The following is a 26,827-nucleotide window of genomic DNA, read 5'->3' as shown; positions in this document are numbered from 1 at the left end:
TGCCGCGGGTGCCGCGGGCGTCACCGCTGCGTGAGCCACTCGCGGAACGTCGTGCGGCCCACGTGGGCGTTTGCTCCGGGGAGCAGCGACCGTCGCTGCAGTTCGGCGCCGAAGAACCAGGCGTGTTCGTCGGTGACGACGTTCCGGGCGTCGCCCGTGGCGGTCAGCAGCTCGGCGGTGAGCTCGTCGAGCGCGAACTCCTGCGGCCCGGCGACCTCCAGGGTGCCGAACAGCGGCACCCCCACCGCCACGTGCGCGACCGCCGCCGCGATGTCGTCCGCCGACACGGGCCGCACCAGGGCGGGCGCCACGCGCACCTCGCCGCCCTGGTCCGCGCCCGCCACGGCCATCGCCTCGACGCACTCGAAGGACAGGGCGGCACGGACGATCGAGTGGGGGACCGGGGAGCGCCGCACCTGCTCCTCCAGCAGCAGCTTCGCGCGGAAGTAGCCCGATAGCAGCCGCTCGGCCCCCATGAAGGACAGGACCACGTGGTGCTCGGCCCCCGCCGCCTCGGCCGCGGCCAGCAGGCGCGCGGTGGCGGTGCGGAAGTACTGCAGGCTGACCGGTTCGGCGGGCGAGGGCGTGTCGGTGACGTCGACCACGATGTCTGCGCCGCGCAGTGCTTCGGCGAGGTCCCTGTCCGTGACGGCTCCGGGCCGGTCGCAGTCGGACAGGGGGACGACCTCCACCCCGTGGTCCCGCAGCCCGGCGACCGTCCTGGAACCGAGCAGACCGCCGGCCCCTGCGACAACGACTCTCATCCGGGTCCCTTTCGTCCGCGGGGCCGTAGGCCCTCCGATGTCCTCGTGACGGCGCAGTCGGCCGCTCCACCTGCTGTGACCGCGCCCGTGCCGCGGTTGTGACACCACCGCGGACGGCTCCTGCGCGCGGTGGGGGAGGCGGGAAGGAGGGGGACGTCACACCGGCGGGTGCTGTCCGGTCATAGGGGGGAGCAGCGACGTCCGCCCGGACAGGACGACGGTGGTGGCCGCCGCCGGCCGATGTCGGTACATCAGCCGTGCGCGACGGCGGCATACCATCATTTCTGCACAATTCGGGCATAACCATGGAGGTGCAGCGCAGTGTCGGAGACACAGGGCAGCAGCAACGAGCAGCCGCGGTCGGAGGCCTGGAAGACGGCGGTGACGATGCTGCAGGACGCCAAGCCGCCCTTCATCCCCGAGGGCGCCTCGGGGATGACGATCGCCGTCGAGTGGCCCCCCGGCGACCCCGGGACCCCGCCCCACCGCCACTCGGGGCCGGCCTTCGGGTACGTGCTCGAAGGAGCGGTCCGGTTCGAGCTGGAAGGCGAGCCGGAGCGGATCGTCAAGGCCGGTGAGACGTTCTGGGAGCCGGGTGGGGACGTCATCCACTACCAGGACGGCAACGCCCTGCCGGACGCGCGGACCCGGTTCGTCGTGACCATGCTGTGCGCGCCCGGCCAGCCGATGCTCACCCTGGTCGAGGACGGGGAACTCGCCCAGCGCGCCCACCTGCGCGCCCCGCGCCCGCCGCGGACCGGCGCGTGACCACTTCCGCACCGGACGGCGGAGCGCAGCAGGAGTGCGGAGCGCGCTACGGCGGGCTGCGGGCCGACGCGGTGCGCAACCGCCGCAGGATCCGTACGGCCGCCGCCGACCTGCTCGCCGAACAGGGCGCGGGCGTGTCGCTCGACCGGATAGCCCGCCTGGCCGGGGTCAGCAACGCGACGCTCTACCGCCACTACGCCAGCCGGGACGACCTGCTGACCGACGTGGCCGAGCAGATCGCGGCCGTGGCCGCGGCCGCCGAAGCACGGCTGGCCACGAGCGATCCCCTGGTCGCGCTCCGCGGTTTCCTGGAAGCCATGGCGTCCGCGCGGCCGGCCGCGCTGTACTGCCAGCCCGAAGGCGCCGCCGACGGGCCGCGGGCCCGCGTGGCCGGCGCGACGCGGCGGCTGCTGTCCCGCGCGCAGCGTTCGGGACGCGTACGTGAGGACATCACCGCCGAGGACGTCCTGGCCGTCGTGGCCCAGCTCGGCCGCCCCCTGCCGGGCGCCACCTGGCGGGCCACCGAGGACAGGTGCCCGCGCCTGGTCCGGCAGTACGTGGACGGCCTGGTCGTGCCTGCCTCCCGGACACCGCACGAGCCGTACCACCTGCCCCGGCGGTGAGCCGGGCGTATTCCGCGCCCTTCCCGCGCGCTCCCCGCCCCCGGCCGGATCACCGGCCGGGGGCGGCGCGTTTCCCCGACGCGGGGTCGGGCGATTCCCAGTGATCACCCCCTCCCTTGGACACGGACCCGATTCCCGCCGACCGCGAGCAGTTCGGTGTGTCGCGGTGGGGACATGGCGCAATCGCGCCACGTGGGCGAAGTGAAGTGGACGAATCGTGCGGGGTGCCAAATCGACGTTTCTCTTTGCGATACGCGTTCCCTGGCGGGCTGATCCGCGCGTGTCGGTCTTGGCCTGCGGAAACGAGGGGCGAGGACCGTGTGCATGCTGTGTCCGGCGCTCGGCGGCACCACTCACTGCGACAAGATGAAATCGCGTGACGGTCATCAAATGACAGCAGCGTAGCCATTATTGACCGTCCGGTGAATTGTTGCCGGCCAATATGTGGCCCTGTTATCAACGGGCGATGATCACTTCCTCGCCCGGCCGGCGATTCGCCAGAGCCGGGGTTCTGACGGCCACGCTCATATCCCTGGCCGTGACGGATCCTGCGTCAGCGCAGGTTTCCTCCGGTTCCGTTGGGGCGGCGCATTCCCCGGCGGTCCGCTTCGCCTCCCATGAACTCACCCTGATCACCGGTGACCGCGTCACCGTGACGGAGGACCCTTCAGGCAACCAGAGCATCACGGTCGCCCCGGCCCCCGGCCGGGAGGACATCGCATTCGTCAAGCGCAAGGGCCCGGACGGCTGGTCCGTCATTCCCGCCGACGCGTTGGCGTCGGTGGCGGCCGAACGGCTCGACCAACGCCTGTTCAATGTCTCCGCCCTGGTCGGACAGAAGCACACCGGCGCCTCCGGGCTGCCGCTGATCGTGGAGTACGGCGGTGAAGCGCGCACCGCAGTGACGCGGCACGCGGAGGGCGCCGGGACCGTCCGCCCGATTCAGGGCAGCGCATTCGCCACCGTTACCCAGCGCCCGGCAGACGCGGGGGAGTTCTGGAAGGACGTCGCCCCGGCGGCGGGTGCCCGGACCCTCGGTGGCGGGCTGCGCCACGTATGGCTGGACAGCACCGCCAAGATCCCGCAGGACCGGACGTCGTCGCGCAACGGAAGCCGGAACACCGGGAAGAAGCTGGACGAGACGGTTGCGCACATCGGCGCGCCCCAGGCCTGGGCCAGGGGCTACGACGGAAGCGGGGTCAAGGTCGCCGTCCTGGACGGCGGCTACGACCCGAACCACCCGGATCTGAAGGGTGTGGTGACCGAGACCGCGAACTTCACCACCGACCCCGACATGACGGACCACAACGGCTTCGGCACCCACCGCGCCTCGATCGTCGCCGGCTCCGGAGCGGCCTCGGACGGACTGCACAAGGGCGTGGCCCCCGGGGCCGAACTGCTCATCGGCAAGGTCTGCTACGCCGGCGGCGACTGTCCCAACTCCGCCATCATCGAAGGCATGGAGTGGGCCGCCCAGCACGGCGCGAAAGTGATCAACCTCAGCCCGTACGACGTCGACGCCCCTGGGCAGGACGCGCTGGAGGCCGCGGTCGAGTCCGTCACCGAGAAGTACGGCACCCTGGTCGTGGCGGCCGCCGGATCCGGCGACACCCTCCAGACCGTCGGCTCCCCCGCCTCGGCGGAGGCGGCGATGGCCGTCGGGGGCACCCGCATCGACGACGAACGCGCGGGTGGCTCCGCGATGGGACCGCGGATCGGTGACTGGGGCCTGAAGCCCGACATCGTCGCCCCCGGTGCCGACGTCCTGGCCGCCTGGGCGGGCGGTACCGGCCCGGACGACTACTACATCTACGACAGCGGCACCGGCGTCGCGTCTCCGCACGTCGCGGGAGCGGCGGCCATCCTGATCCAGGAGCACCCCGACTGGACGCCGGAGCAGGTCAAGACCCAGTTGATGACCACGACGGTCGGCGGCTCCGAGCCGGGCGCCTACCGGCAGGGCGCGGGCCGGGTCGACGTCGCCCGCGCGGCGGGCCAGAGCGTCACCGCCGAGCCGAACGGACTGGACTTCAAGCGGATCCACTGGGCCAACGCGGGTCGGCCCCCGGTGTCGAAAGCCCTGACCTACCGCAACCCGGGCAGTGAGCCGGTCACCCTCGACCTGTCGACCAAGGTCACCTACGACAACGTGTCCCCGGCCCCGGACGGACTGTTCCGGCTCAGTGCCGACAAGGTCACGGTTCCGGCGCACGGCTCGCAGACGGTCACGCTCACGGGCAGTCCCGAGGCCGCGGGCACCCTCTACAAGGCGTTCAGCGGTGCGGTGAAGGCGGTCAGTCCGGACGGCGCGGTTTCCGTGCGGACCCCGATCGGCATGGACATCGAGGAGCCCTTCTACGACCTGAGCATCAAGGTCATCGGCCGTACCGGCCACGCGCCGACCTCGGCGGCCGTATCCGTCGACGCGTTCGACAGCCGGCTGGGCATGGTCTACCCGGTGGAGATCGCCGCCGACGGCACCGGCACGGTGCGGGTTCCGCGCGGCACCTGGTCGATCTCGGGCCTGATCTTCGACTCACCCTCCGACGACCCGTCGAAGACGCAGACCACCGTCGTGGGCGTCCCTCGCGTCGCGATGCTCGACCACAGGACGGTCACCTTCGACGCCCGCAAGGCCAGGAAGGTCACGGCCGGGGCCCCGCGGCCCGCTCTGCGCATCACCGGGGCCGGCGTCGGCACCGTCAGCAAGGGCGCCAACCTCGGTGTGGAGCTGCCGGGTGCGATCGGCCGCGCGCGCCTGGACGACGTCTACGCCCTGCCGACCGAGAACACCGGCTACAGCGGGTTCGGCTACGCCCTCGCCACCACGTGGGAGGAGCCCTCGGACCACTCCGGTACTCCTGTCACCTACCACCTCACCCGGCCGGTCGTCGGCGGCATCCCCGCGGACCCGGGATACACCCCCCGTACCTCGGACCTGGCGAGGGTGAACACCACCTTTGCGGCGGCACGTACCGGGACCACCGCAACCCGGCTGCTCGACACCTATGTCGCAGGGCTGCATTGGAACACCGACAGGATCACGTCCGTTCCGGTTCCCTCCCGGCGGACCGACTACTTCTCGGTGTCCGAAGGCCTCGAGTGGCAGCCGGCCTTCGACCAGAGTCCGGTGTTCGGGGGAGACGACACCGCGATCCCCGGGCAGACCTACGTCGGAGGACGCCGGACCTACCGGGCGCACACCACCACGGAGGAGCGCTGGAACGGCGCGGTCCAGGCCTTCGGCATCGTTCCCGGCCAGGCGCTCAACCAACGGGAGGGCGACGAGATGCGCTTCACCCTGCAGATCGGAGCCAACGGGAACCTCGACCCCATCGTCGGCAGCGGAACCGGCATCCTCCAGGGCGAGCTCCGGCGCAACGGCGAGGTGGTCTCCGACTACCCCTTCACGGACGTCACGGTTCCGCAGGACCCGACTCCCGCGGACTACCTGCTGAAGGCCACCTACGACCGCGACCCCGCCCGCAGCGACATCTCCACCGGCGATTCCGCGGAGTGGCGGTTCCGCTCCGCCGGTACCGCGCAGCCCACGTCGCTGCCGCTGTACGCGGTGCGCATGTCGCCGGAGCTTGACGAATGGAACCGCGCCCGAGCCGGCAGCACGCTGGAGATCCCGGCCCACATCCAGCGTGAGGCGGGGGCCCCGGTGTCCGCCGTCCGCACGTTCACCGTCGAGGTCTCCTACGACGAGGGCAGGACCTGGCAGCGCGCCGAGGTCAAGGGCTCGGGCATGCATCGCACCGTGAAGGTGTCCCACCCGAAGCGCTTCTCGGGCGGTGCCGTGTCCCTGCGCACCTTCGTCGAGGATGCCGCGGGCAACTCCTTCAAGCAGACCGTGCTCAAGGCCTATCTCCTCAAGTAACGGGCCGTACGACCGCTGACCCGGGCCCGCCGGACGACCGTCCGGCGGGCCCGGCGTACTCTCCCCGGTAGCCCGGCTCCGGCCGCACGGTCAGCGCGACGCGCCCTGGGGAGCGACGTGCTTCAGCACGAAGCCGGTCACGACGTCCGCGAACCGCCCGGGGCGCTCGAAGTGCGCCAGGTGGCCCGTGTCCTCGAGGACGGCAAGCTGCGCACCGGGGATCCGCTCGTGGATCATCCGCGCCCACCGCGGTCCGCAGATGAAGTCGTCCGCGCCGACCAGCACCAGCGTGGGCGCCGTGATGCCGGACAGCCGCTCGCGGACGTCGAAGGCGGGGCCCTCGCCGAGGGAGGGTTCGGCGTACATGCGCAGGGACCCGCGCGCGGGCCCGAACTCGTCCTCGCGTCCCCAGTAGTCGACGACGTACGCCGGCAGGATCGTCCGCAGGCAGTCGGTGGCGCCGTCGTCGTCGAGCTCCCCGAGCGGCGCCGTCAGGGCCTCCACGTAGGTGGCGACCTCGGGGTGGTCCGCGACATGACGGCGGGCGAACCGCTCCATGTTGGCCACGGCGTCCGCCCAGAACTCCTCGCCGGTCACCGGGGACGTGTCGTACAGGACGAGGGAGCCGAGGTGCTCCGGGTGCTCCAACGCGTACTGCTGGGCGACGAAACCACCGTACGAATGGCCGAGCAGCGTCACCGAGGGCTGCGCGAGGTGCTCGATCACACCGTTCACGAAGTGCGTGTACGCCACCAAGGTGTAGTCGCGCGGGTCGGGCAGGCGCCCGGACGCGCCGGTGCCGACGGGCTCGACGTACACCATCGTGAACGCACGCTCCAGGAGCGGCATGCGCAGGTACTCCCAGCCGATGCCGGGCCCGCCCGAGAGGGCGACGCACACCGGGCGCCCGGCGCCGGCCACGTGGTACCGCTGCGCGACGGCGGCGCCCTTGTGGTCGACGGTGATCGTGTGGGTACCCGGGGCGAGTGGCCCGCCCGTGCTGTCGGCGGCGCGGGGGAGGGCAGCGGGCGCGGAGGAAGCGTTCACACTGTTCACATGTTGTGTCACAGTGTCAGTCTACGTCCGCGTCCGGGCGCCCGAGTCCCGGCAGGCCCGGCAGGCTGCGCAGGGACTCGTTCACGGTTTCCAGCCGGGCGTCCACCGCGGTGATCTCCTCCTGCAGCCGGTGGACGTGCGCCTCCAGGGCGGCGGCCTCGGCGGCCAGTGAGAGGACGATCGCCCGCACGTCGGGGGCGTCATCGGTGTTCGGGAGCATCGTTGTCCTTCCAGGCGGATCAGCCGTCAAGACGCGAACGGCCGGAGGAGGGGGGCAGGGGAAACCCCCTCCTCCGGCCGCTCACCCGGCGCGGAGCGCCGGTCAAGCACACTCTTGACAGTCCAGCCGTCGGGATTGTGACAACGACGCGCCAGGGCCTCGTGGCCCCGGGTCGTCAGCCGGCGGCCCGGTACAGACCGCGCCCGGCGCGCTGGACCCTGGAGCCGCCCACCAGCCGGTCGAGCGTGCTGCGCACCGCGTTGATGCTGCCGGCGTTCTCGTCCCGGCCGAGAGCCGCCGCGACCTCGCGCGCCCGCACCTGAGACCCGCCTGTCGTGGCGAGGTAGTCGAGGATCTGCTCGGTGAGCCTGCCGTAGCCGCCCGCCGCGGAAGCGCCGTTCCGTTCCGCCGTGCCGTCCTCGGCTTCCTCGGACTGCGCTTCAGCGGTCCGTGCTTCCCCGGCCCTCTCCTCCTCGGCCCTCGCTTCCTCGACCTCCACGACGGGAGGCTGCCGTTCCTCGGCCTGGGTGCCCGCGGCCGCGACGGCGGGAGCCGTGACCGCCAGGTGGCCGAGGGCGCCGAGTGCCCTCCGCACCGATCCCAGGTGGGCGACGACCGCCGCCAACTCCCTTTCGAGTGCCTGCTTCTGCAGCTCGAGGCGCTGCAGTTCTCCCTGCAGGGCTCCGGCCGTGACCTGGAGATCCTCGGTCGTGTGCGCTGCTGAGACCATGTGTCCTCTCATTCCCGGCCCCTGGGGGCCAACGTCCGCGCACACAGATTAGTACGGCGAACACACGCGGTGACCACGCGGGACGTCAACGGCGGTGTCCCGGACTACGGATCCACCACGGTGACCTCGCCGACGTCCTCGGCGTCGGCCGCGGAGAGCAGGGCCCGGGTCAGATCGGGGAACCTCTCGTCCAGCTCGGCGCGACGCAGCGTGACGTAGCAGCGCGTCCCCTCCTGGCGGGTCCGTGTGATGCCGGCCTCGCGCAGGATCTTCAGATGGTGGCTCAAGGTGGACTTGGCGACGGGCGCCCGCAACTGGCCCCACCCGCGTTCCCTGCCGTCGGCCAGCACACGCACGATCCCGATCCGTGTCGGATCGCTGAGCGCGGCGAGGACGCGCGGCAGGCTCATCTCGCTCGCCTCGTGGGAATGCTGGTCCGCCATGGGGTCACGATAACCCGAATGTTCGAAGAATGTCGAACCCCGACCGGAGGTGGCCTACCCCCGGCGCGCCCGGTACAGGCCACGGCCCGCACGGTCCACGCGCGACGCCCCCACGAGGCGGTCCAGCGTGCTCCGGACGGCGTTGATGCTGCCACTGTCGCCGTCACGCCCGAGGGCCGCGGCGACGTCGCGGGCCCGCACCTCGGCGTCACCGGCCTGCTCGAAGAAGTCCATGATCTGCTCGGTGAGCCTGCCGTACGTCGTGCCGGTGTCGGCAGGGGACGTCACGTCCGCGGGGGCGGGGGCGGCCTCAGGGGTGCGGATGACCGACTGGAGGGCGCCCAGGGCCCGCTGCACCGAACCGAGGTGCGCAACGACCGCGGCGAGCTCCCTCTCCAGGGCCTGCCTCTGGGCCTCGAGGCGGACCAGATCCTCGTGGAGGCTCTCCGCGGTGTGCTCGACGTTCCGCGCCGCCCGGGTCACCGAAGCCATGTGATCCCCTCACCTCCGTGCGTTCCGCGTTCACACGGATGCACATGGTGCCGACCGATGGGCACCGTTCGTATCCCAATTTACGCGCCGAGGGGCGTGATGTCCCCACTCTTCGGGGAAGCCGTGGGTCAGTCGGTGGGGGTGATGTGGCCGTCGCGGAGTTCCAGGACGCGGTCGGCGAGGGCGAGGAGCTGGGGGTCGTGGGTGGCGACGAGGGCGGTGACGCCTTCGCTGTGGACGACGGCGCGCAGGAGTTCCATGACGGCGCGGCCGGTGTCGGCGTCGAGCTGGCCGGTGGGTTCGTCGGCGATGATCAGGGCGGGGCGGTTGGCGAGGGCGCGGGCGATGGCGACGCGTTGCTGCTGGCCGCCGGACATCTCGCCGGGGCGCTGGCCGGCGTGGCCCTGCAGGCCGACGAGGGAGAGCAGGAGGGCGACGCGTTCTTCGCGTTCGCGGCGGGGGGTGTTGCGCAGGCGCAGGGGGACGCCGACGTTCTCGGCGGCGGTGAGGATGGGCAGCAGGCCGAAGGACTGGAAGACGAAGCCCATGCGGTCGCGGCGCAGGGCGAGCAGGTCGCGTTCGCCCAGGCCGTTCAGGACGGTGCCGTCGACGGTGACGCGGCCGGCGTCGGCGCGGTCCAGACCGCCGATGATGTTCAGCAGGGTCGTCTTGCCCGAGCCCGAGCGGCCCTTGAGCGCCACCAGTTCACCGCGGGCCACGGAGAAGGACACCCCGCCCAGGGCGTGCACCGCGGTGTCCCCGGTGCCGAAGGTGCGCACCAGGTCCTCGACCACGACCATCGCCTCGGAGGCCGCCCCGCCGCCCGCCGGGCCCTCACGCCGTTCCAGCAGTCCCTCGCTCATGCCCGCCAGCATAAGGGGAGGTCACGGCCCACAAGGAAGGGCCGTCACCGCACTGCTTGGGCATGTGACACGTGTGACACCATGCCTGGTCGAGATCGCAGACGAAGGAGACGCCTTGGGCGCGGCGAGCACGGAGGCACTGGCACGGATCACCGCCAACTTCCGCCAGTACTTGACGGGGTGGGGCCGGACACGGCGAGCCGACGGCGACCTCGACCGCTATCGCAGCGGTCTGGCCACGCCGCAGTTCAACGGCGTGGTCCGGGTACGGTCGCTGGACGCGGTCGCGCAGGCCGTGACCGCCGCGCGCACCGAACTCGCGGGCGTCCCCTGGTGGTGGTGGGCCGGCCCGGACAGCCCTGAAGGCACCCCCGCCGCCCTGACCCGGCACGGCGCGGTACCGCTCGGCGCCCTGCCCCTGATGGTGCGGCCCCTCGACCGCGCCCCGGACCCCCAGGACGTGCCGGCCGGCCTGGGCGTCGAGGCGGTGGAGACCCCGGACCGGCTGGCCGAACTGGTCGGCACGTACCGCACCTCCATGGGCATCGCGCCCGAGCTGCAGCCCGGCCTCGTACGGTCCGAGGCGCGGCGCGCGGACAACGCGGACATCGTCCGCCTCGCCGCCGTGCTGGACGGTGACGTCGTCGGCACGACGGTGCTGATCACGGCGTACGACGTCACCGGCATCTTCCTCGTCCACGTCGCCGCGCCCCACCGCCGCCGCGGCATCGGCGCCGCACTGACCTCGGCCGCCCTCCGCGTCGCCCACGACCGGGGCACCCACCTGGCCGCCCTCATCGCCAGCCCCTCCGGTGAACCCCTCTACCGTCGCTTCGGCTTCACCACGGTCTCCGAGTACCGGCTCTTCACCCTGCCCGGCTGACTCCCGACCGGCGACAGGGCCTAAGGGCCGGTCGGCCGCACGGGGCGCCGGCTCAGGTCGGCGCCGTAGAGGGTGGTCATCTCGTGGTCCAGCACCGGCGCGATGGCCTCGGCGTAGGACTCGGTGAGGTGGCTGTCGTCGCGGTAGACGAAGGTGTCGGCCACCACCACGGGACAGCCGCCGCCGGTGCCGCAGAGCCAGGGGACCGGGTCGACCACCGAGACGCCGGTGGCCGCCGCCGCTTCGGTGATCTCCCGCTTCTTGTCGGGATCCTTGACCGCCTGCCCGATCTCGGACGCGCACCGTTCCAGCTCCTGCGGATGGGTCCCCGCGCAGTCGACCGCGTCCCCCTTCGGCCAGGGCGTGTCCTCGATGGCCAGCACCTGCGCGCCGCTCCTCGCCAGTTCCCGGTAGGTCCGCTCGAAACCGTCGGTCCACTGCCGGCGCGGGTCGGCGGACGGCCGGGCCAGGTCGGCCGAGTCCGAGGAGGAGGCGATCACCAGCGCGGGCTTCAGGGACCTGATCCGGGCCAGTGCCTTGGTGCGCCACCGGTCGCAGGACGTGTACGGCTCGCCCTGGTAGACCGTGGTGACCGCGGCGACCTTGCACGACGCCTTGGTCAGCGAGACCAGTCTCCAGTGCCGCTCGCGGGCCAGCCGGTCGAGCGCTGGGAACCACTGGGCCGCGTGCGAGTCCCCGAAGAGGACGACCGTCTTCGTCGCGGACCGGTCGCCGTAGACGCACGGCGGTGTCGCCGTGCTCTGGTAACCGATGTGGCAGCCGTCTCGGTAGACCGCGGACAACGTCCCCTTGACCTTGGTGATTCCGGGCGTGAGATTGACCGGCAGACTGCGTTCGGGTGCCTCCAGCAGCTCGGTCAGACGTGTCTGCGGGTCGGTCACCCCGGTGAGCGTGCCCCTCAGCTCCGGGGCGGCCGCGCCCGAACTGATCAGCGGCGGGAAGGCCGTCGCGACCAGCGCCGCGGCCGTGGCGCACGCCGTCAGCCCCGCGCCCAGCCCCAGTGCCCGTGCGGGACGGCCGCGGAAGACGTGGTGGAACCGCACCGGGTTCTCGACCAGACGCAGCGTCCCCCAGGCCAGCAGCAGGGAGATCGCCGCACACACCAGGCCGAAGCGGACGGTCGCCGGCCGCTCCCACGCCATCGGCAGGATCACCAGCATCGGCCAGTGCCACAGGTACCATCCGTACGACAGGCCGCCGACCCATGTGACCGGCCGCAGCGACAACAGCGCGCCGGCCCCGTACCGCGCGGGGGAACAGCCGCCCGCCAGCACCAGCACGGTGCCGAGCACGGGCGCGAGCGCATAGGGCCCGGGGAACGGCGTGGCGTCGTCGAACCAGACCGCCGCCACCAGCAGCGACACCAGCCCGGCCCAGCTCATCGGCCCGGCCACCTGGGCCGGCAACCGCTCCAGCCGGCCGACGCAGAGCGCGAGCAGCGCGCCGGCCCCGAGTTCCCAGAAGCGGGTGTGCGAGCCGAAGTACGCCCAGGACACCGAGGTGCCCGTCACCCACACGTTCAGGGCGAAGGAGAGCGCGCACAGCACCGCGAGCGGCGCCGCCAGCAGCCCGGTCCGGCGCCGGGCGAGCTTCCAGCTCGCCCACAGCAGCAGTGGCCAGACCAGGTAGAACTGCTCCTCGACCGCCAGTGACCAGAAGTGCTGGAACGGCGACGGCGGGCTGTCCGCGTTGAGGTAGTTGGTGCCGGCGTTCGCCAGCCGGAGGTTCACCACGTAGAAGGTGCTGCCGAGCGCATCCCCGACGTATTCCGCGAAGCGGACCTTCGACAGGTACAGCCAGGCGCCGCCGAGCGTGACGACCCCGACGAGGGTCGACGCGGGGAGCAACCGCAGCGCCCGGCGGGCGTAGAACCTCCGCACCGACACGCGGTCGTTGCGGGCCAGCTCACGCAGCAGCAGCGAGGTGATGAGGAAGCCCGAGATCACGAAGAAGACGTCGACCCCGATGTAGCCGCCCGCCAGCCGCCGGACTCCGGCGTGCGAGAGCACCACGAGCGAGACCGCGAGCGCGCGCAGCCCCTGGATGTCCAGGCGCAGCGGTGCTCCGGCGGCCGGACGGACCGGAGTTCCGGCGTTCGCCTCCGGTGGCGGGGGTGCCTGCGTCGCAGTTGCCGCGGGCCACGACGCACGTGACACGGAATCTCCTCTGGTCCTGGTGGATGAGCGCCGAACCGTGCGACGCCGCTGACCAGACGCGCGATGACCGGGCAGGGTTGCGCGCGATCGGCCGGGTTCGGCCGTTCTTCGCCGGCTGCCCGCTCGTCCTTGTCCTTCCGTTCACCGCGAGGTCGCGTACCGGCGGATCCGCGCTCGCAGCGCCGGCGCCCGCGAGGCGCGCGGGCCTACGGCCGGTGGCTCGGCGCGTGCTCCTGCGCGGACGGCAGCGCCTTGAAGTAGAAGGTCGTCGGCCGCAGCACTCCCGCCGGGTTCGCGGCGTGGGCGGGGACGGTGCCGTACGGGGTCCAGCCGGCGCTGCGGTAGAGCTGTTCCGCGGGGCTGCCGGTCTCGGTGTCGAGCAGCAGGAGGGCCGCGCCCGCGGCCGCCGCGGCGCGTTCGGCGACGGTGAGGAGGGCGCGGCCGAGGCCGTGGCCGCGGGCGCGGCGGTGGACCATGAGCTTGAGGACCTCGGCGCGGTGGCGGCCGTTGGGCTTGCCCTCGTGGGCGAGGCTGACGGTACCGGTGACGCCGGCGGTGTCGCGGGCGGCCCAGACGGTGAGGCCGCCGTCCGCGACGACGTGGGCGCGGGCGCGCCACCAGGCGGCCGCCTCGGCGTGGGTGAAGGGGGTCACGAAGCCGAGGGACGCGCCGCCCTCGACGGCGTCCACGAGGAGGGCGGCGAGGTCGTCGGCGGATTCCAGCAGGGCTTCGGCGGAGAGCGGGGCGACGGCGTGCACGGGGGCGGGGGCGCGGGTGTCCTTCATGGCAGCACCACCACGACGGCGTAGCGGGCGGGGTCCGGGCCGGGGCAGCGGAAGCGGGAGGTGCCCCACAGGCGGTAGCGGAGGCAGTCGCCGGGGGCGAGGTGGTGCGAGCGGTCCTGGACGGTGACCTCGAGGGCCCCCTCGCGCAGCCACACGTGGTGTTCGAGCCCGGCCACGGGTGGGCCTTCGTACGCGATGTCCGCACCGGGGCGCAGCACCCCCTCGATGATCTCGGCCCGCAGTCCGGGGTGCGGGGGTGAGACCGAGCGCCGCTCGAAGCCGGACGGGGTGTCGGTCCAGACACGCTGGTCGGCGGCGCGAACGAGCTGCGCGGGCTCGCCGCCGCTCTCGACCTCGGCGAGCAGCCGGGACATGGTGCGTCCGTACGCGGTGCACAGGCGCCCGAGGAGGGCGGCCGTGGGGCTGATCTCGGCGCGTTCGAGGCGGGAGAGCGTCGAGCGGCTGACGCCGGTGCGCGTCGCGAGGTCGTCGAGGGACCAGCCGCGCTCGTCGCGCAGCTCGGCGAGGCGCGCGGCGAGGCGGGCGTCGACGGACGTGGGGGCGGGTTCTCTCACATCCGGGACGGTATCCCGGATCCGGGACAGGGCCAAGGGGGGTGGTTGGGCCCCGCCTCTTTGACGCACCCCCACGGGTCGCCTATCGTGTAGTAGACCGATCGTCTACTGCGTCTCCACCACCTCCCCCGGAGCAGGAACACCATGAGCGTTCAGGGCCAGAGCAAGACGTTTCTGATCACCGGTGTCAGCGGCGGCCTCGGCCGCGCCTTCGCCCAGGAGGCACTCGCCGCCGGTCACCGGGTCGTCGGCACGGTCCGCGCACCGGAGCGGATCGGCGAGTTCGAGGCCCTCGCCCCGGGGCGTGCCAGTGCCAGGCTGCTGGACGTGACGGACGAACAGGCCGTCGTCCCCCTCGTCGACGAGGTGGAACGGAACATCGGCCCCGTCGACGTGCTGATCAGCAACGCCGGCTACGGCCTCGAGGGCACCGTCGAGGAGTCGACGATGGCGGACCTGCGCCGGCAGTTCGAGGTCAACGTCTTCGGCAGCGTCGCCGTCATCAAGGCGGTCCTGCCCCACATGCGCCGGCGCCGCGGCGGGCACATCGTGACGCTCTCGTCCATGGCCGGCCTCACCGCCCTCCCCGGAGTCGCCTTCTACGGCGCGAGCAAGTTCGCCATGGAGGGGATCGCCGCGTCCCTGGCCCAGGAGGTCGCCGGCTTCGGCATCCACGTCACCTCCCTCGCCCTCGGTTCGTTCCGCACCGACTGGGCGGGCCGCTCGATGACCCGCGTGCCGCGCAGCATCGCCGACTACGACACGCTGTTCGACCCCATCAGGTCCGCCCGGCAGGCCAAGAGCGGCAACCAGGCCGGTGATCCGGCCCGCGCCGCCCGGGCGCTGCTGCGGGTCCTGGACGCCGACAACCCCCCGGTCCACCTCGTCCTCGGCACGGACGCCCTGCGTCTGGTCGAAGAGGGGCAGCGGCTGTTGCGCGAGGACCTCGCCGCCTGGGCCGACCTCACGGTCTCCACCGATTTCCCCGCCGACCGGTGAACGACGTGAGCCCGACGTCTCCCTGGCCCCTCCGCCAGGGTTCCTGCGACCGAGTTTGGACCCTCCTGTGAACGAATCCCGCCCCCGTACGGCCGTCGACTTCTGGCTCGACCCGGTGTGCCCCTGGACCTGGCTGACCTCGCGCTGGATGCTCGAGGTCGAGAGGATCCGGCCGGTCGACGTCACCTGGCGCGTGATGAGCCTGGCCGTGCTCAACGAGGACCGTCTCGACCAACTGCCGGAGCGCATACGCGAGCTGATGGGCCTGGCATGGGCGCCGGTCCGGGTCCTGACCGCGGCCTCGCAGGCTTACGGACCCGAGGTGACGGGGCCCCTGTACACCGCCATGGGCACCCGCTTCCACCTGCACCAGCAGCCCCGGACCAAGCCGACGATCGCGGCCGCGCTGCGCGACGCGGGCTTGCCCGAGAGCCTCGCGGACGCCGGTGACACCGACACCTTCGACGCCTTGGTGCGCGCCTCCCACCAGCAAGCCGTCGACCTGGTCGGCGAGGACGTCGGCAGCCCCGTCGTCGCCCTGCCCGGTCAGGACGGTGGCAGGGCCGCGTTCTTCGGCCCGGTGGTCAGCCCCGCCCCGAAGGGCGAGGAGGCAGGGCGCCTCTGGGACGCCGCGGTCGTCCTCGCCTCCATGCCGGACTTCTACGAGATGAAGCGCACCCGCACCGCCGGTCCCGTCTTCGACTGAGGCGCGGCGACTGCGGCGGCAGCTGCGGTGGCGACGACGGCGGCGACGGCCTCGGGCCCGGTTTCCCCGAGGCCGTCGCGGGCCGTTCGCCTGCGCGGTGTAGCGTCGCCGACGGGGTCGAGGCCGGATGGATCGCCGAGGCCTGCACGTTGTTCCACGGGGACCACCGACCCGCAGTCATGGAAGAGGTACGCACCGCATGACCACCGAACCGTTGCGCATCGGCGTGCTCGGCGCCGCTCGCATCGCCGGGACCGCCATCGCCGCCCCCGCCCGCACGACCGGTCACCGGCTCGTCGCCGTGGCCGCCCGCGACCGCTCCCGGGCGGCGGACTTCGCCGCCGAGCACGGCGTCGAGCGCGTGCTGGACTCGTACGCCGACGTCATCGCCGACCCCGAGGTCGAGGCCGTCTACAACCCGCTCGCCAACGGTCTCCACGGCCCCTGGAACCTGGCCGCCATCGCGGCGGGCAAGCACGTGCTCAGCGAGAAGCCCTCCGCGAGCAACCTCGAGGAGGCCGTCGAGGTGCGTGACGCGGCCGCCAAGGCGGGCGTGGTCGTCATGGAGGCGTTCCACTACCTCTACCACCCGGTCACCCGGCGCCTGCACGAGCTGCTGGAGTCCGGTGAGCTCGGCGAGCTGCGGCACGTGGAGGCCGTGGTCAACATCCCCGCGCCCGCGGACGAGGACCCCCGCTGGTCGCTGCCGCTGGCCGGCGGCGCCCTGATGGACCTGGGCTGCTACTCCCTGCACGCGGCGGGGTCCCTGGCCCCGTGGGCCGGCGGCGCCCCTCGCCTGGTGGCCGCGCGCGGCGGGGAGCGCGCCAAGGCGCCGGGTGTCGACGAATGGCTGGACGCCGACCTGGAGTACCCCGGCGGCGCCACCGCCTCGGCCCGCTGCCACATGGACGCCGAGGCGCTCGAGATGAGCTGGCGCATCGTCGGCAGCCGCGGCGAGGCCACCGCGCCGTGCTTCGTACTGCCGCACCAGGACGACCGGGTCGTGGTCCGTACGCCGGACGGCGAGCGGGTCGAGGAACTGGGCAGGCGCCTGTCGTACACCTACCAGCTGGAGGCGTTCGCGGCGACCCTGCGCGACGGCGCCCCGCTGCCCACGGACGCCGACGACGCCGTGGAGTCGATGCGCATGATCGACGCCTGCTACCGCGCCGCCGGCTTCGAGCCGCGTCCGCGTTCCGCCGCCGTCACGCCACCAGCGGCCGGGTCGTCGGCGTGATCGGTGCCAGCAGGCACGTGCTGCCGGTGAGCCACCGGTCGACCGCCGCCGCGGCCGACCGGCCCTCGGCGATCGCCCAGACGATCAGCGACTGACCGCGGCCCGCGTCGCCCGCGACGAAGACCTTCTCCACCCCGGTGGCGAAGCAGGCGTCGCGGACGACGTGGCCGCGCCGGTCGAGTTCCAGGCCGAGCTGGGTCACCAGCCCGCTGTCGCGTTCGGCCCCCGAGAACCCCAGCGCCAGCAGCACCAGCTGGGTGGGGATGACGCGCTCGGTGCCGTGCTGCGGGCGGCGGTGCCGCGGCTCCACCCCGACCAGGTGGAGCGACTGGACGTGCCCCTCGTCGTCGCCCTCGAAGCGGAAGGTCGAGGCGGAGAACACCCGGATGTCGCCCTCCGGGCCGGGCAGCGGCACACCGCCGTGCTCCGCCGGGTCCCAGACGCCGCGCCGGGCCAGTTCACGGGCCTCCTCGTGGGCGGGGGAGACCCGGTAGACGTGCGGGTACACCGGCCACGGCTCCTGCTCGTGGCGGTACTCGCCCGGCAGGGGGTTGATGTCGAGCTGCACGACCGAGGCCGCGTGCTGCCGGAGCACGGTGCCCAGGCAGTCGGCGCCGGTGTCGCCGCCGCCGACGATGACGACGTCCTTGCCCTCGGCGCTGACCGGCGACTCGGTCAGGTCGCCCTCCTGCACGCGGTTCGCCAGCGGCAGGTACTCCATCGCCTGGTGGATACCCGCCAGTTCCCGTCCGGGCACCGGCAGCTCGCGCCATGCCGTGGCGCCCACCGCCAGGAGCACCGCGTCGTGCTCGGCGACGACCCGTTCCGCGTCGAGGTCGGCGCCCACCTCGACCTCGGTGCGGAAGAGCGTGCCCTCGGCGCGCATCTGCGCCAGGCGCCGGTCCAGATGGTGCTTCTCCATCTTGAACTCCGGTATGCCGTAGCGCAGGAGGCCGCCGAGCCGGTCCGCCCGTTCGTAGACCGTCACCGTGTGGCCGACCCGGGTGAGCTGCTGGGCGGCGGCGAGTCCGGCGGGTCCGGAGCCGACCACCGCGACGGTGAGGCCGGAGCGCCGCTCGGGGGGACGGGGGGAAGCGAGGCCGTCCTCCCACGCGCGGTCGGCGATGGCGACCTCGACGTTCTTGATCGTGACGGGGTCGGCGTTGATGGTCAGGACGCAGGCGCTCTCGCAGGGCGCAGGGCACAGCCGGCCGGTGAACTCGGGGAAGTTGTTGGTGGCGTGCAGCCGTTCCGCCGCGGCGGCCCAGTCCTCGCGGTACACCAGGTCGTTCCAGTCGGGGATCATGTTCCCCAGCGGGCAGGCGTCGTGGCAGAACGGGATGCCGCAGTCCATACACCGGCCGGCCTGCGCGGAGATGATCGGCAGCAGGCCCTGGCCGGTGTAGACCTCCTGCCAGTCCTCGACGCGCTCGCAGACGGGGCGCCGCGCGGGGGTGCGGCGGGGGGTGGTGAGAAAGCCCTTGGGATCGGCCATGGCCGCCTCCGGAGCCGCCGTCACGATCATGGCGAGGCACGGTGACCGCGTCCCCCGGCACATGGCACCGTCAGGCCACCATACGTCGGGTTTGCCGGTATTTCGATGGCGCGGCCACCGTGATCTTCCGCCGCGGGATCAGGCCGCGGCCTCCAGCTCCGCCGAACGCGGGTTGATCAGGACGACGTCGCAGGTCGCGTACCGCATCAGGGCCTGCCCGGCGCCGGCGTCCAGCAGCGCGGACAGCCCGCCGTGGGTGGGCGCCCCGACGACGATGGCGCGGGCCCCGGTGCGCTCCGCGTGCTCGGCGACCACACGGCCCACCTCCCCGTGGCCGGTGGCGTTCCGCAGCACGTGCCCGACGGCCGGGATGCCGAGGGCGGCGAGCCGGTCCAGGTGCCCCCGGACGGCGATCCGGGCGGACTCCAGGTCCTCCGGGTCGGCGGCCGCGTCACCCGCGACCGCGGCCTCCTCGACGTGGACGACGTGCACCGTGCGGCCGTTGATCGTCGCGAGGCGGCCGGCGGCCGCGGCGACCCGTTCGGCGTGCGGGGAGCTGTCCACGGCGGCGACGATGGCGCCGCGCCCCGGGTCGTCGTGCGCCGCGGTGTCGTGCTCGACCGGCACCAGCGAGGGGGCGGCGTCGGCCCCGGGGGCGGGCTCCGGAGCGGGTTCCGGGGCGGCGTCGACCTGTTCGGCCTGGACCTTCTCGGCTTCCTTGAGCAGCCCGTGGGCCGTGGAGAGGATCACGATGCCCAGTACGAGCGCCCCGGCGCCGATGTAGAACGGCACGTGGATCCCGAAGGCCTCGACCAGCTTGCCCGCGGCGAACGGCGCCAGGCCGCCGCCGATGAAGCGGACGAAGCCGTACGCGGCGGAGGCGACGGCGCGGTCGACGGGCGCGACGGTCATGACGGCCTGGGTGGTGACGGTGTTGTTCACGCCGATGAAGACACCGGCGACGATCACGCAGACGATCAGCACGGTCCGGTCGTCGGTCCAGATCGCGATGGCCAGCACGGTGAGGGCGAACAGCGCGAGGTTGGCGTAGAGCGTCCGCGCGATGCCCAGCCGGGCCTGCAGCCGCGGCGCCCCGAAGACGGCGAAGACCGCGACGAGGGCGCCCCAGCCGGTGAAGACCAGGCCGAGCTGGACCGCGCCGAGCCCCATCGGGAAGGGCGCGTAGCCGAGCACGGTGAAGAAGGCCCAGTTGTAGCAGAGGGCCGTCAGTGACATCGTCAGCAGGCCGCGGTGGCGCAGCGCCCGCAGCGGCTCGCTCAGCCCGGTCTTGCGGGCCGGCAACGGGATCGGCTCCACGAGGACGACGGTGGCGACCAGCGCGATGGCCATCAGGACGGCGACACCGTAGAACGGGCCGCGCCAGCTCACGTTGCCCAGCAGGCCGCCAAGCAGCGGGCCCACCGCGATGCCGACGCCCAGCGCGGTCTCGTAGAGGATGATCGCGCCCACGAATCCGCCGCTCGCCGAGGCCACGATCACCGCCAGGGAGGTGGCGATGAACAACGCGTTGCCGATGCCCCAGCCCGCCCGGAAGCCGACGATGCCGCCGATGCTCCCCGAGGTGCCGGCCAGGGCGGCGAACACCACGATCAGGGCGAGGCCCGCGATCAGCGTCCGCTTGGCGCCGATCCGGCTGGAGACCCAGTTGGTGATGAGCATGGCGACCGCGGTCACCACCAGGTAGCTGGTGAACAGCAGCGTCACCTGGCTCGGAGTGGCGTCCAGTTGCTGCGATATCGCGGGCAGGATGGGGTCGACCAGACCGATCCCCATGAACGAGACCACACAGGCGAAGGCGACCGCGAACACGGCCTTCGGCTGTTTGAACGGATTCACGGAACGGGACGATTGCGCATGCGCGGTCATGTAGGTGCTCCGACGTAGAAACCGATGCCTGATCAACTGCTCCGCTGGGCCGGGCGCGACGGGGCCGGGGGCGGCCCCAGCCGGGTCAGTGCCTCCACGGCCGGCAGCGCGGCCACCAGGGCCGCCCGCTCGTCCGGGCTCAGCTGTTCCAGCAACTCCCCGAGCCGCTCGGCGCGCACGGCGCGACGCCGGGCGATGGCCTCCCGGCCCGCGTCGGTGATGTGGACGAGCACCACACGCCCGTCCGCGGGGTCCGCCGCGCGACCGGCCAGTCCCGCCTCGGCCAGCCGTGACACGACCTGGGTCATCGCCGGCTGCGTGACGCCCTCCAGGGTCGCCAGCTCGGTCAGCCGGAGCGGGCCGGACTGCTCCAGCGTGGACAGCGTCGCCACCGTGGTCAGCGACAGCTCGCTCGGCTGGCTGAGCCTGCGCAGCATGCGGTACAGCCGCTCCAGTGCCCGCGCCACGTCGACGGCGTGGCCGTGGTCCGGGTCGTCGTCGGGAAGATGCATAAGGAATTTATATCACTGCCTTATGTATCTGGGGAGGGGGCGCAGGGGGCGGACACGGAAGAGGGCCGGGCACGCCTGTGACGGCGTGCCCGGCCCTCATGCCCCCGCCCGGGGCGGAGCGGGGAGCTCAGAGCCCGTAACGTTCCCGGGCCTCGTGCACGGTCTCCCGCTTGACCTCGCCGCGCCCGGCGAGCGCGGCCAGCGCGGCGACGACCACCGACTGCGGGTCCACGCCGAAGTGGCGGCGCGCCGCATCGCGCGTGTCCGACAGGCCGAAGCCGTCGGTGCCGATCGAGTGCCACTCCTGCGGCACCCACTGGCTGATCTGGTCCGGCACCCCGCGCATCCAGTCGCTCACCGCCAGCACGGGGCCCTGTGCGCCCTCCAGGACACGGGTGACGTGGGGGAGCGGGGCGTCCTCGCCGCGCAGCCGGGCCGCGTCGTACGCCAGGCCACCGCGCCGCAGCTCGCTCCACGAGGTCGCCGACCACACGTCCGCCGCCACGCCCCACTCCGCGGCCAGCAGCTGCTGCGCCTCCAGGGCCCAGTGGATCGCCGTGCCGGAGGCCATCAGCTGCAGCCGCGGCGCGTCGGCGGACAGCCCGGCGGTGTCGGCGGCGCGGAAGCGGTACAGGCCCTTGACGATGCCTTCCTCGACGCCCGGCTCCGCGGGCATGGCCGGCTGGATCTTGGGCTCGTTGTAGACCGTCAGGTAGTAGAAGACGTCCTCCGCGTCCGGGCCGAACATGCGGTGCAGGCCGTCGCGGACGATGACGCCGACCTCGTAGGCGAAGGCCGGGTCGTACGAGACCGCCGCCGGGTTGGTGGACGCGATCAGGTGCGAGTGGCCGTCGGCGTGCTGCAGGCCCTCACCCGTCATCGTCGTGCGGCCCGCGGTCGCCCCGACCAGGAAGCCGCGGCCGAGCTGGTCGGCGAGGGCCCACATCTGGTCGGCGGTCCGCTGCCAGCCGAACATCGAGTAGAAGATGTACAACGGGATCATCGGCTCGCCGTGCGTGGCGTACGAGGTCGCCGCGGCGGTGAAGGAGGCCATCGAACCGGCCTCGGTGATGCCCTCGTTGAGGATCTGCCCGTTCTCCGCCTCCCGGTAGTACAGGAGCATGTCGCGGTCGACCGGGTCGTAGGTCTGGCCGAGCGGCGAGTAGATGCCCGCGCTCGGGAAGAGCGACTCCATGCCGAAGGTGCGCGCCTCGTCGGGGACGATCGGCACCCAGCGGCGACCGCTCTCCTTCTCCCGCATCAGGTCCTTCATCAGCCGGACCAGGGCCATCGTGGTCGCGATCTCCTGGCTGCCGGAGCCCTTGGCCAGGGCCTCGAAGGGCTTCGCGGACGGCTCCGGGAGCGCCACCGGGTGCACCCGGCGGGCCGGGGCGGGGCCGCCGAGCTCGGCGCGGCGCTCCTGCAGGTAGCGCACCTCGGGGGAGTCGGCGCCCGGGTGGGCGTACGGCACCAGGTCCCCGGCGAGCGCGCTGTCCGCGATGGGGAGTTCGAGCAGGTCGCGCATGGCGCGGAACTCGGGGAGGGTGAGCTTCTTCATCTGGTGGTTGGCGTTGCGCGACTCGAAACCGCGGCCCAGCGTCCAGCCCTTGACGGTCTGCGCGAGGATCACGGTCGGCGCGCCCTTGTGCGTGGTGGCCGCGCGGTAGGCGGCGTACACCTTGCGCGGCTCGTGGCCGCCGCGGGAGGTGTGGAAGCACTCGGTGATCTTGGCGTCCGTCAGCAGTTTCGCCATCTCGGCCAGGGCCGGGTCGGCGCCGAAGAAGTGCTCGCGGATGTACGCGGCGTCGCGGGTGGCGTAGGTCTGGAACTGCCCGTCGGGTACCTCGCGCAGCCGCCGCACGAGCGCGCCCGTGGTGTCGAGGGCGAACAGCTCGTCCCAGGCGGAGCCCCACAGCGACTTGACGACGTTCCAGCCGGCGGCGCGGAACTTCGCCTCCAGCTCCTGGACGATCTTGAAGTTGGCGCGGACCGGCCCGTCGAGACGCTGCAGGTTGCAGTTGATCACGAAGGTGAGGTTGTCCAGCCCCTCACGGCCGGCGAGGCCGAGGGCGGCGGTCGACTCCGGCTCGTCCATCTCGCCGTCGCCGAGGAAGGCCCACACGTGCGAGCCGGAGGTGTCCTTGATGCCGCGGTGGGTCAGGTAGCGGTTGAAGCGCGCCTGCTGGATCGCGGCGAGCGGGCCGAGGCCCATCGACACGGTCGGGAACTCCCACAGCCAGGGCAGTCGCCGCGGGTGCGGGTAGGACGGCAGGCCGTCGCCGCCGGCCTCCTGGCGGAAGTTGTCCAGCTGCCGCTCGGTCAGCCGGCCGTCGAGGAACGCGCGGGCGTAGATGCCGGGGGAGGCGTGGCCCTGGACGTACAGCTGGTCGCCGGAGCCGTCGCCCTCCTTGCCGCGGAAGAAGTGGTTGAAGCCGGTCTCGTACAGCCAGGCCGCGGAGGCGAAGGTGGCGATGTGGCCGCCCAGGCCCAGGCGGCTGCCGCGGGTCACCATGGCGGCGGCGTTCCAGCGGTTCCATCCGGCGATGCGCCGCTCCATCTCCAGGTCGCCGGGGAGCTCGGGCTCCGCGGCGGTCGGGATGGTGTTGATGTGCTCCGTCTCCAGCAGCGACGGCACCGCGAGACCGGACGCCTGCGCGTGGTCGAAGGTGCGGCGCATCAGGTACGCCGCGCGATCAGGGCCGGCGGCGTGGGTGACCGCGTCGAGTGAGGCGGCCCATTCGCCGGTCTCCTCCGGGTCCGGGTCCGGCAGGTGATCGAGCGCGCTCAGCGTGGCGTCGGTCATGGTGAACGCCTCCCAGTTGGTTCCGTGCGGGCAGGGGTGTCCCCGTGTCTCAAAGGGTAAGACTGATCGATGATCGATCAAATACCTTGTGACGAGGGTCACAAAGGGGGCTCCGGGCGTCCGGGCGGGGGGTGTTCCGGGCGGGGGTGTTCCGGGCCGGCGTCAGCCGCCCTGCGGGGCACAGCCCAGCACATGCTCCTTGACCAGCTCACCGACCCGCGGGTCGTCCCTGCGGAAGGCCTCCACCACCGCTTGGTGCTCCTCGGCGTACAGCCGCTGCCGGGTGCCCAGCCAGCGGATCGACAGCGCCGTCCACACCTCGATGCCCAGTGACTCCCAGGTGTGCAGCAGCACGCTGTTGCCGGAGGCGCGCACCAGCTCGCGGTGGAACGCCACGGTGTGCCGTACCTGCGCCCCGGCGTCGCCCTCCTCGTCGGCCTCGTGCAGCAGCGCGACCTCGGCCTCCAGCGCCGACAGGTCGTGCCGCAGGCGCGGCGCCGCGAGCTCCGCGGCGATCTGCTCCAGGCCCGCCCGCACCGGGTAGATCTCCTCCAGGTCCCCGGCGGTCAGCCGGCGCACCCGCACCCCCTTGTTCGGGGCGGACTCGATCAGCCGCATGACCTCCAGCTCCCGCAGCGCCTCCCGTACGGGCGTCTGGCTGACCTCCAGCTCGGTGGCGATGCCCCGCTCGACGATCCGCTCCCCGGGCTTCCACCGCCCGCTGACGATGCCGTCCACGATGAACTCGCGGATCTGCTCGCGCAGAGAGCGGACGACGGGCGGCGCCATGGGTACTCCTCCGGAAAAGGGCAGCTGACTAGACGATACGGCGACGGCGCCCTTAGGCGGTCCCGTACGGCGGCACCGGGTGCCGCCACGCCCTCAGGCGAGGACGACTTCCACGCCGCCCTCGGCCAGCACCTCCAGGACCAGGCCGAAGCGGCTGTCCGGCTCCCCGTGGGAGTTCAGCGTCACGCCCAGCGCCCGCCGGGCGACCGCGGAATCCCGCCACACCAGGGTGCACGGGGTGGTGACCCCGAAGCCGCCGCGTAGGCAGTCGGCCAGGGCGTCCGCATTGCAGCCGAAGTAGCCGCCCGGACCGTTCACCGCCTCACCCAGCGCGAGGTGGAGGCCGGGCTCGTCAGTGACGTGCCGGCCGTCCAGGTCGTACACGAGCCCGGCGGGCCGCGCCGGACGCGGGCCCGCGCAGCCGCGGTCCCGGACGAGGCCCAGCCACAACGACCGCTCACGGGTGGCGTACCCGGACCAGGTACCGGACTCCGCCGGGGGCCCGGCGAGCCACCGGTCCCACAGCGCCCGGGAACGAGCCGGGAAGGGCTCCCACACGCCGTCGGCGAGATCGACGTCGACGAGCCCGGGGCCGAGTGCCGACGGCCGCCACCCGGCGACCTCCGCGGTCACGTACCGGTCCAGGACGGCCTCGCCCCCGTCGCCGAGGACCTCCAGCACGGCCTCGTCCAGGCGCAGGGAGCGGCGGGTGCCGGTTCCGAGGGCGGCCCGCAGCTCCGGGCCGGGCGCGCAGCCGAGCAGCCGCAGCGGCGTCCGGGACGGCGCTCCGTCCGGCGGGACGACGTCCGAGGCGTCCCGGCAGACGCCCAGGGCCCGGTGTCCGTCGTGGATCAGCAGCCCCGCCGCGAGGCAGGGTTCGCCGGGCGGCTCGGGCCACCCGTCCACGGCGTCCAGGAACACGTCCCACGCGGCGGGCGCGCCGCGGCGACGGCGGTGACCCGTGATCCGCGCGTCCTCCAGCCGCCACGGCGCGTGCGGGTCGTCGAACGGATCCGGCGCGGCGTGCCGCCCGCAGTCCCGCGGGCTCAGCCAGAGGTCACCGGGGAATCCCGTGCCCGGCCCGTCCAGGACGTCGAGCAGCGGGCCGGACGGTTCGCACGCGACGAGCTGGTACGGACGCCGGTACGGGTCCACGAGCAGCCCCGACACCCGCGCGCACACGCCCCACAGCAGGCCGTCCCCGGACCGGGACAGCGCGAAGCCCGGACGGTCCGTGCGCTCCACGCCCCGCGGCCAGTGCCGCCGCATGCCCCCGGTTCCCCCTGCTCCCCTGGAGGACCTACCGGCCGAGATCGTAGGCGACCGTCACCGGCGCGTGGTCGGACCAGCGCTCGGGGTGCGTGTCCGCGCGCTCGACCCGGGTCTGCGCCGCCCGGGCCGCCAGGCCGCGGGTCGCGACGTGGAGGTCGATGCGCCAGCCGCTGTCGTTGTCGAAGGCGCGGCCGCGGTAGGACCACCACGTGTACGGGCCCTCGCCCTCCGGGGTGAGGTGGCGCACGACGTCGGTGTACCCGGCCTCGTCGTAGACGCGGGAGAGCCACGCCCGCTCCTCGGGGAGGAAGCCGGCGTTCTTCTGGTTGGCCCGCCAGTTCCTGAGGTCGCGCTCGGTGTGCGCGATGTTCCAGTCACCGCAGATCAGCACCTCGCGGCCGGCGGCGGCGGCCTTCTCCCGCAGCTTGACCATGTGCTCCAGGAACGCCGCCATGAAGCGCTCCTTCTCCTCCTGTCGCTCCGTGCCGACCTCGCCCGAGGGGAGGTAGAGGCTGGCGACCGTCACGCCGGGCAGGTCGATCTCCGCGTAGCGGCCGGAGCCGTCGAACTCCTCCGAGCCGAAGCCGATCCGGCTCGCGGACGGTTCCTGCCGCGAGTAGAGGGACACCCCGGCCCGGCCCTTCGCGGCCGCCGGGGCGTGGAGCACGTGCCAGCCCTCGGGCGCACGGACCTCCTCGGGCAGCTGCGCGGCCTCGGCGCGGACCTCCTGGAGGCACACCACGTCGGCCGTGGTCGCCTCCAGCCAGGGGAGGAAGCCCTTCTTGGCCGCGGCGCGCAGCCCGTTCACGTTCACGGTCGTCACGGTGAGCATGACGGGGACGATACCGGCCCGCCCGAGGGTGCC

At 72.9% G+C, this 26,827-nt stretch carries 24 protein-coding genes; 7 read left to right on the top strand and 17 right to left on the bottom strand.

Annotated features, from left to right (window positions below):
• Positions 1 to 20 precede the first annotated feature (20 nt).
• A complete protein-coding gene (locus AC1VWI_RS04660) occupies positions 21 to 764 on the bottom strand; it encodes an SDR family oxidoreductase (protein WP_499509628.1) in 744 nt (247 codons plus the stop codon).
• A 387-nt stretch (positions 765 to 1,151) separates the two neighbouring features.
• Here AC1VWI_RS04660 and AC1VWI_RS04655 point away from each other — a divergent pair, with 387 nt between their 5' ends.
• From AC1VWI_RS04655 to AC1VWI_RS04645, 3 genes are all read left to right on the top strand, one after another.
• Positions 1,152 to 1,532 (top strand): cupin domain-containing protein, encoded by a 381-nt coding sequence (locus AC1VWI_RS04655; RefSeq protein ID WP_499516720.1) that lies wholly within the window; start codon positions 1,152 to 1,154, stop codon positions 1,530 to 1,532.
• Positions 1,529 to 2,155: a TetR/AcrR family transcriptional regulator gene (locus tag AC1VWI_RS04650; protein WP_499509627.1), complete on the top strand. Its 627-nt coding sequence runs from the start codon at positions 1,529 to 1,531 to the stop codon at positions 2,153 to 2,155. Before AC1VWI_RS04655 ends, AC1VWI_RS04650 begins: the two co-directional genes overlap by 4 nt.
• A gap of 652 nt (positions 2,156 to 2,807) precedes the next feature.
• Positions 2,808 to 6,038: a S8 family serine peptidase gene (locus AC1VWI_RS04645; protein WP_499509626.1), complete on the top strand. Its 3,231-nt coding sequence runs from the start codon at positions 2,808 to 2,810 to the stop codon at positions 6,036 to 6,038.
• A 90-nt stretch (positions 6,039 to 6,128) separates the two neighbouring features.
• Here the strand turns inward: AC1VWI_RS04645 and AC1VWI_RS04640 are convergent, their stop codons facing one another.
• The 6 genes from AC1VWI_RS04640 to AC1VWI_RS04615 all read right to left on the bottom strand — a co-directional run bounded on the left by AC1VWI_RS04640 (position 6,129) and on the right by AC1VWI_RS04615 (position 9,842).
• On the bottom strand, positions 6,129 to 7,106 hold the full coding sequence (locus AC1VWI_RS04640; RefSeq protein ID WP_499509625.1) for an alpha/beta fold hydrolase: 978 nt from the start codon (positions 7,104 to 7,106) through the stop codon (positions 6,129 to 6,131).
• 4 nt (positions 7,107 to 7,110) lie between these two features.
• Positions 7,111 to 7,314, bottom strand: a complete 204-nt coding sequence (locus AC1VWI_RS04635) for a hypothetical protein (RefSeq protein WP_499509624.1) — start codon at positions 7,312 to 7,314, stop codon at positions 7,111 to 7,113.
• A gap of 175 nt (positions 7,315 to 7,489) precedes the next feature.
• Complete coding sequence (locus AC1VWI_RS04630) at positions 7,490 to 8,044, bottom strand: hypothetical protein (RefSeq protein WP_499509623.1); 555 nt, start codon at positions 8,042 to 8,044, stop codon at positions 7,490 to 7,492.
• 104 nt (positions 8,045 to 8,148) lie between these two features.
• Positions 8,149 to 8,487: an ArsR/SmtB family transcription factor gene (locus AC1VWI_RS04625; RefSeq protein ID WP_499509622.1), complete on the bottom strand. Its 339-nt coding sequence runs from the start codon at positions 8,485 to 8,487 to the stop codon at positions 8,149 to 8,151.
• Between the two features lie 54 nt (positions 8,488 to 8,541).
• A complete protein-coding gene (locus tag AC1VWI_RS04620) occupies positions 8,542 to 8,979 on the bottom strand; it encodes a hypothetical protein (protein WP_499509621.1) in 438 nt (145 codons plus the stop codon).
• 128 nt (positions 8,980 to 9,107) lie between these two features.
• On the bottom strand, positions 9,108 to 9,842 hold the full coding sequence (locus AC1VWI_RS04615) for an ABC transporter ATP-binding protein (RefSeq protein ID WP_499509620.1): 735 nt from the start codon (positions 9,840 to 9,842) through the stop codon (positions 9,108 to 9,110).
• Between the two features lie 115 nt (positions 9,843 to 9,957).
• Between AC1VWI_RS04615 and AC1VWI_RS04610 the strand changes: the two genes are divergently transcribed.
• Entirely contained in the window at positions 9,958 to 10,725 is a 768-nt protein-coding gene (locus AC1VWI_RS04610; protein WP_499509619.1) for a GNAT family N-acetyltransferase, read from the top strand.
• A gap of 20 nt (positions 10,726 to 10,745) precedes the next feature.
• Here the strand turns inward: AC1VWI_RS04610 and AC1VWI_RS04605 are convergent, their stop codons facing one another.
• The 3 genes from AC1VWI_RS04605 to AC1VWI_RS04595 form a co-directional block, all read right to left on the bottom strand.
• Complete coding sequence (locus AC1VWI_RS04605; protein WP_499509618.1) at positions 10,746 to 12,902, bottom strand: acyltransferase family protein; 2,157 nt, start codon at positions 12,900 to 12,902, stop codon at positions 10,746 to 10,748.
• Positions 12,903 to 13,108: 206 nt separating this feature from the next.
• Positions 13,109 to 13,687, bottom strand: a complete 579-nt coding sequence (locus tag AC1VWI_RS04600; RefSeq protein WP_499509617.1) for a GNAT family N-acetyltransferase — start codon at positions 13,685 to 13,687, stop codon at positions 13,109 to 13,111.
• Positions 13,684 to 14,262, bottom strand: coding sequence for a helix-turn-helix domain-containing protein (locus tag AC1VWI_RS04595; RefSeq protein WP_499509616.1), 579 nt, complete (start codon positions 14,260 to 14,262; stop codon positions 13,684 to 13,686). Before AC1VWI_RS04595 ends, AC1VWI_RS04600 begins: the two co-directional genes overlap by 4 nt.
• A 144-nt stretch (positions 14,263 to 14,406) precedes the next feature.
• On the opposite strand from AC1VWI_RS04595, the gene AC1VWI_RS04590 reads away from it, so the two are divergent.
• From AC1VWI_RS04590 to AC1VWI_RS04580, 3 genes are all read left to right on the top strand, one after another.
• Complete coding sequence (locus AC1VWI_RS04590) at positions 14,407 to 15,261, top strand: oxidoreductase (RefSeq protein WP_499509615.1); 855 nt, start codon at positions 14,407 to 14,409, stop codon at positions 15,259 to 15,261.
• A 67-nt stretch (positions 15,262 to 15,328) separates the two neighbouring features.
• Positions 15,329 to 15,967: a mycothiol-dependent nitroreductase Rv2466c family protein gene (locus AC1VWI_RS04585; protein WP_499509614.1), complete on the top strand. Its 639-nt coding sequence runs from the start codon at positions 15,329 to 15,331 to the stop codon at positions 15,965 to 15,967.
• 199 nt (positions 15,968 to 16,166) lie between these two features.
• The gene (locus AC1VWI_RS04580) at positions 16,167 to 17,204 is read left to right on the top strand and encodes a Gfo/Idh/MocA family protein (protein ID WP_499509613.1); all 1,038 of its coding nucleotides are present in this window, start codon (positions 16,167 to 16,169) and stop codon (positions 17,202 to 17,204) included.
• Here AC1VWI_RS04580 and AC1VWI_RS04575 read toward each other — a convergent pair.
• From AC1VWI_RS04575 to AC1VWI_RS04545, 7 genes are all read right to left on the bottom strand, one after another.
• Positions 17,173 to 18,699, bottom strand: coding sequence for a glutamate synthase subunit beta (locus tag AC1VWI_RS04575; protein WP_499516719.1), 1,527 nt, complete (start codon positions 18,697 to 18,699; stop codon positions 17,173 to 17,175). The two genes, AC1VWI_RS04580 and AC1VWI_RS04575, sit on opposite strands and share 32 nt — an antisense overlap.
• A 138-nt stretch (positions 18,700 to 18,837) precedes the next feature.
• Positions 18,838 to 20,586, bottom strand: coding sequence for an MFS transporter (locus AC1VWI_RS04570; RefSeq protein ID WP_499509612.1), 1,749 nt, complete (start codon positions 20,584 to 20,586; stop codon positions 18,838 to 18,840).
• 32 nt (positions 20,587 to 20,618) lie between these two features.
• A complete protein-coding gene (locus tag AC1VWI_RS04565) occupies positions 20,619 to 21,098 on the bottom strand; it encodes a MarR family winged helix-turn-helix transcriptional regulator (RefSeq protein ID WP_499509611.1) in 480 nt (159 codons plus the stop codon).
• 127 nt (positions 21,099 to 21,225) lie between these two features.
• Complete coding sequence (gene aceE / locus AC1VWI_RS04560) at positions 21,226 to 23,901, bottom strand: pyruvate dehydrogenase (acetyl-transferring), homodimeric type (RefSeq protein WP_499509610.1); 2,676 nt, start codon at positions 23,899 to 23,901, stop codon at positions 21,226 to 21,228.
• 162 nt (positions 23,902 to 24,063) lie between these two features.
• A complete protein-coding gene (locus AC1VWI_RS04555) occupies positions 24,064 to 24,690 on the bottom strand; it encodes a GntR family transcriptional regulator (RefSeq protein ID WP_499509609.1) in 627 nt (208 codons plus the stop codon).
• 93 nt (positions 24,691 to 24,783) lie between these two features.
• Entirely contained in the window at positions 24,784 to 25,959 is a 1,176-nt protein-coding gene (locus AC1VWI_RS04550; protein WP_499509608.1) for a barstar family protein, read from the bottom strand.
• A 31-nt stretch (positions 25,960 to 25,990) separates the two neighbouring features.
• Positions 25,991 to 26,794 (bottom strand): exodeoxyribonuclease III, encoded by an 804-nt coding sequence (locus AC1VWI_RS04545; protein WP_499509607.1) that lies wholly within the window; start codon positions 26,792 to 26,794, stop codon positions 25,991 to 25,993.
• Positions 26,795 to 26,827 lie beyond the last annotated feature (33 nt).

This window comes from Streptomyces sp. TOM-9 (assembly GCF_056858595.1).
This window is presented reverse-complemented; position numbering and strand designations above follow the sequence as displayed.